Consider the following 2093-nt stretch of genomic DNA (forward strand, 5'->3'; position numbering starts at 1 on the left):
CTTACAGTGACAGAATTAAAGGAGAAAGAGCCGAAAATCTAGAATTAGCGATCGCTTGTTATCGTAATGCACTAACAATCTATACTCCAGAAGCATTTCCTGAAGACTGGGCAAAAACTCAAAAAAATTTGGAAATTGCATATAATCAAAGCATCCGGGGGGATGATCCCGATCAGATGGAAACCCTCACCTAGCCATAACGATACACAGATTCCTTTTAGCTAACCCCTGCTAGAAGCCGAATACTAGAAACACCCTCTAAGCCACAGCGAATTCTGTTTTACGTTCAGCTTTTTCAGCAGCGATGAGTTTTTGAACCCCTGGATCTAGATACATATCCTTCGTACCCCATTTTATGGGGAGGGGATCGTGAGTAATTGTCCAGTTATCTTTAATTAAGTAGAGCATTTTTGACACAGTTGTCGTAGATATCTTTAGCGGGCATAATCGGGTATCAAGCAATTGTCACCGAACAATACTGTAATTTCAGTGTAACACTGAAACTCTAAATGGTTGCTAAAATATACTTAACAACTAGCTCAATCCACCCACCACAAAATACAATGATTCAAACCCCCATAAAAACCTTAACCCTAGAAGAATTTCTCAAGCTACCGGAAACCAAACCCGCCAGCGAATTTATTGAAGGTGAGATTATCCAAAAACCCATGCCCCAAGGAAAACATAGTACCATTCAGGGAGATTTCGTCCCAGCAGTCAACACAGTGTTGAAACCAAGCAGGATTGCCCGTGCTTATCCAGAATTGCGCTGTACATTTGGCGGAAGATCAATTGTCCCCAATGTCACCGTATTCACCTGGGAAAGGATTCCCCGCGACGAAAATGGGGAAGTATCTAATACTTTTTTAATTGCCCCTGATTGGACAATTGAAATACTTTCCCCGGATCAAAGTCAAACCAAAGTAGTCCGCAATATCCTCCATTGTATCGCCCACGGTACTCAGATGGGATGGTTAATCGATCCTGATGAAAAATTGGTATTTGTTTATTTTGCTAATCGCACCATAGCTGTCTTTGAAGAAGCTAATGATAGCTTGCCAGTACCACATTTTGCTGAATCTTTCAGCCTCACTCTTGGCAAACTATTCAGTTGGCTAAATGAATAGTAACCCGTAGGGTGCGTTACTTGATAACGCACCCTACCCCTGTGGTATAATTCCTAAACTAAAATCTAAATAACAATAACCAAATCGGTAAAGTCACCAATAACCCCATCGAACCAACAGCCAATGCTGTCACCGCCAACTCCCGATCCAGATCGTAAACCTCAGCAATCACCAAAGTAGCAAAAGCAGGCGGCATTCCCATTTCTAAAACAATTGTCAACAACGCATCATCCCTAATTCCTAACTGCCACAATCCCATCCCCAAAACAAAAGGAACTAGCAGCATTTTAATACTCAAACTCACAGCAGCAAGTTTAATTTTACCCCAAGATCTTAACTGACTCAATCGCATACCAATTAAAGTCAAAGCCAGATAAAGTGCCCCCCAAGCCAATCCAGTTAAAGTATTTTCTGCCAAAGTTGGTATTGGGATTTGCCGAAAAATCAATCCAAATCCCAAACTCCACAAAGCTGGATTAATCGCAATAGATTGCCATAACTTACCATAACCATCTATCCCCTTACCAAACCTAGCCGCCAATACCACTCCCAAACCATAAGCGCCCAGTAAACTGCCCAACATATCATAAAAAAGCGCCCAACCAAAATACTTTTCCCCCACCAAAGCCAAAGTAACAGGAAAACCCAAATAACCAGTATTCCCCACCATCGCCGCTAAGATAAAACTCCCCTTTGTAGTAGGCGCTTCAGCGCCCTTATTCTTCTTTTCCAGCCAAAGCCAAGCCAATCCCGCACCCAACAAAATCGCCACCCAAGCAGTGACAGGCGCAATCCAAATTCCTCCCGATAAATCAGCTTTACGCAGAAAAGCAATAATACTAATCGGCACTCCAAACCAAAACAGAAAATTACCAATCCAGATGGGTACTTGCTGCGGTAACACTTTTCCCAAAACCCATCCCAGAAAAACACCACCCCCTAGTTGCAGATAGAGTTGTATCAATG

Annotated in this window: 3 protein-coding genes and 1 pseudogene; 2 read left to right on the top strand and 2 right to left on the bottom strand. The window is 42.4% G+C overall.

Going from position 1 to position 2093, the window contains the following annotated elements:
- Nucleotides 1–194 (top strand): annotated as a pseudogene (locus NJ959_RS28870) (tetratricopeptide repeat protein); the annotation flags it as partial.
- Between the two features lie 64 nt (nt 195–258).
- On the opposite strand, the gene NJ959_RS28875 reads toward NJ959_RS28870, so the two are convergent.
- Nucleotides 259–408: an element excision factor XisH family protein gene (locus NJ959_RS28875; RefSeq protein WP_305069172.1), complete on the bottom strand. Its 150-nt coding sequence runs from the start codon at nt 406–408 to the stop codon at nt 259–261.
- Nucleotides 409–563: 155 nt separating this feature from the next.
- On the opposite strand from NJ959_RS28875, the gene NJ959_RS28880 reads away from it, so the two are divergent.
- Entirely contained in the window at nt 564–1127 is a 564-nt protein-coding gene (locus NJ959_RS28880) for a Uma2 family endonuclease (protein WP_254015205.1), read from the top strand.
- 58 nt (nt 1128–1185) lie between these two features.
- Here NJ959_RS28880 and NJ959_RS28885 read toward each other — a convergent pair whose 3' ends face one another.
- A complete protein-coding gene (locus NJ959_RS28885; RefSeq protein WP_254015206.1) occupies nt 1186–2091 on the bottom strand; it encodes an AEC family transporter in 906 nt (301 codons plus the stop codon).
- Nucleotides 2092–2093: the final 2 nt, after the last annotated feature.

This window comes from Limnofasciculus baicalensis BBK-W-15 (assembly GCF_024178385.1).
GTDB classification, from domain to species: Bacteria; Cyanobacteriota; Cyanobacteriia; order Cyanobacteriales; family Coleofasciculaceae; genus Limnofasciculus; species Limnofasciculus baicalensis.

What these genes read in the sequence shown, in the direction of transcription:
- NJ959_RS28875 (WP_305069172.1), bottom strand. Translation starts at nt 408, where the DNA reads ATGCTCTACTTAATTAAAGATAACTGGACAATTACTCACGATCCCCTC.
- NJ959_RS28880 (WP_254015205.1), top strand. Translation starts at nt 564, where the DNA reads ATGATTCAAACCCCCATAAAAACCTTAACCCTAGAAGAATTTCTCAAG.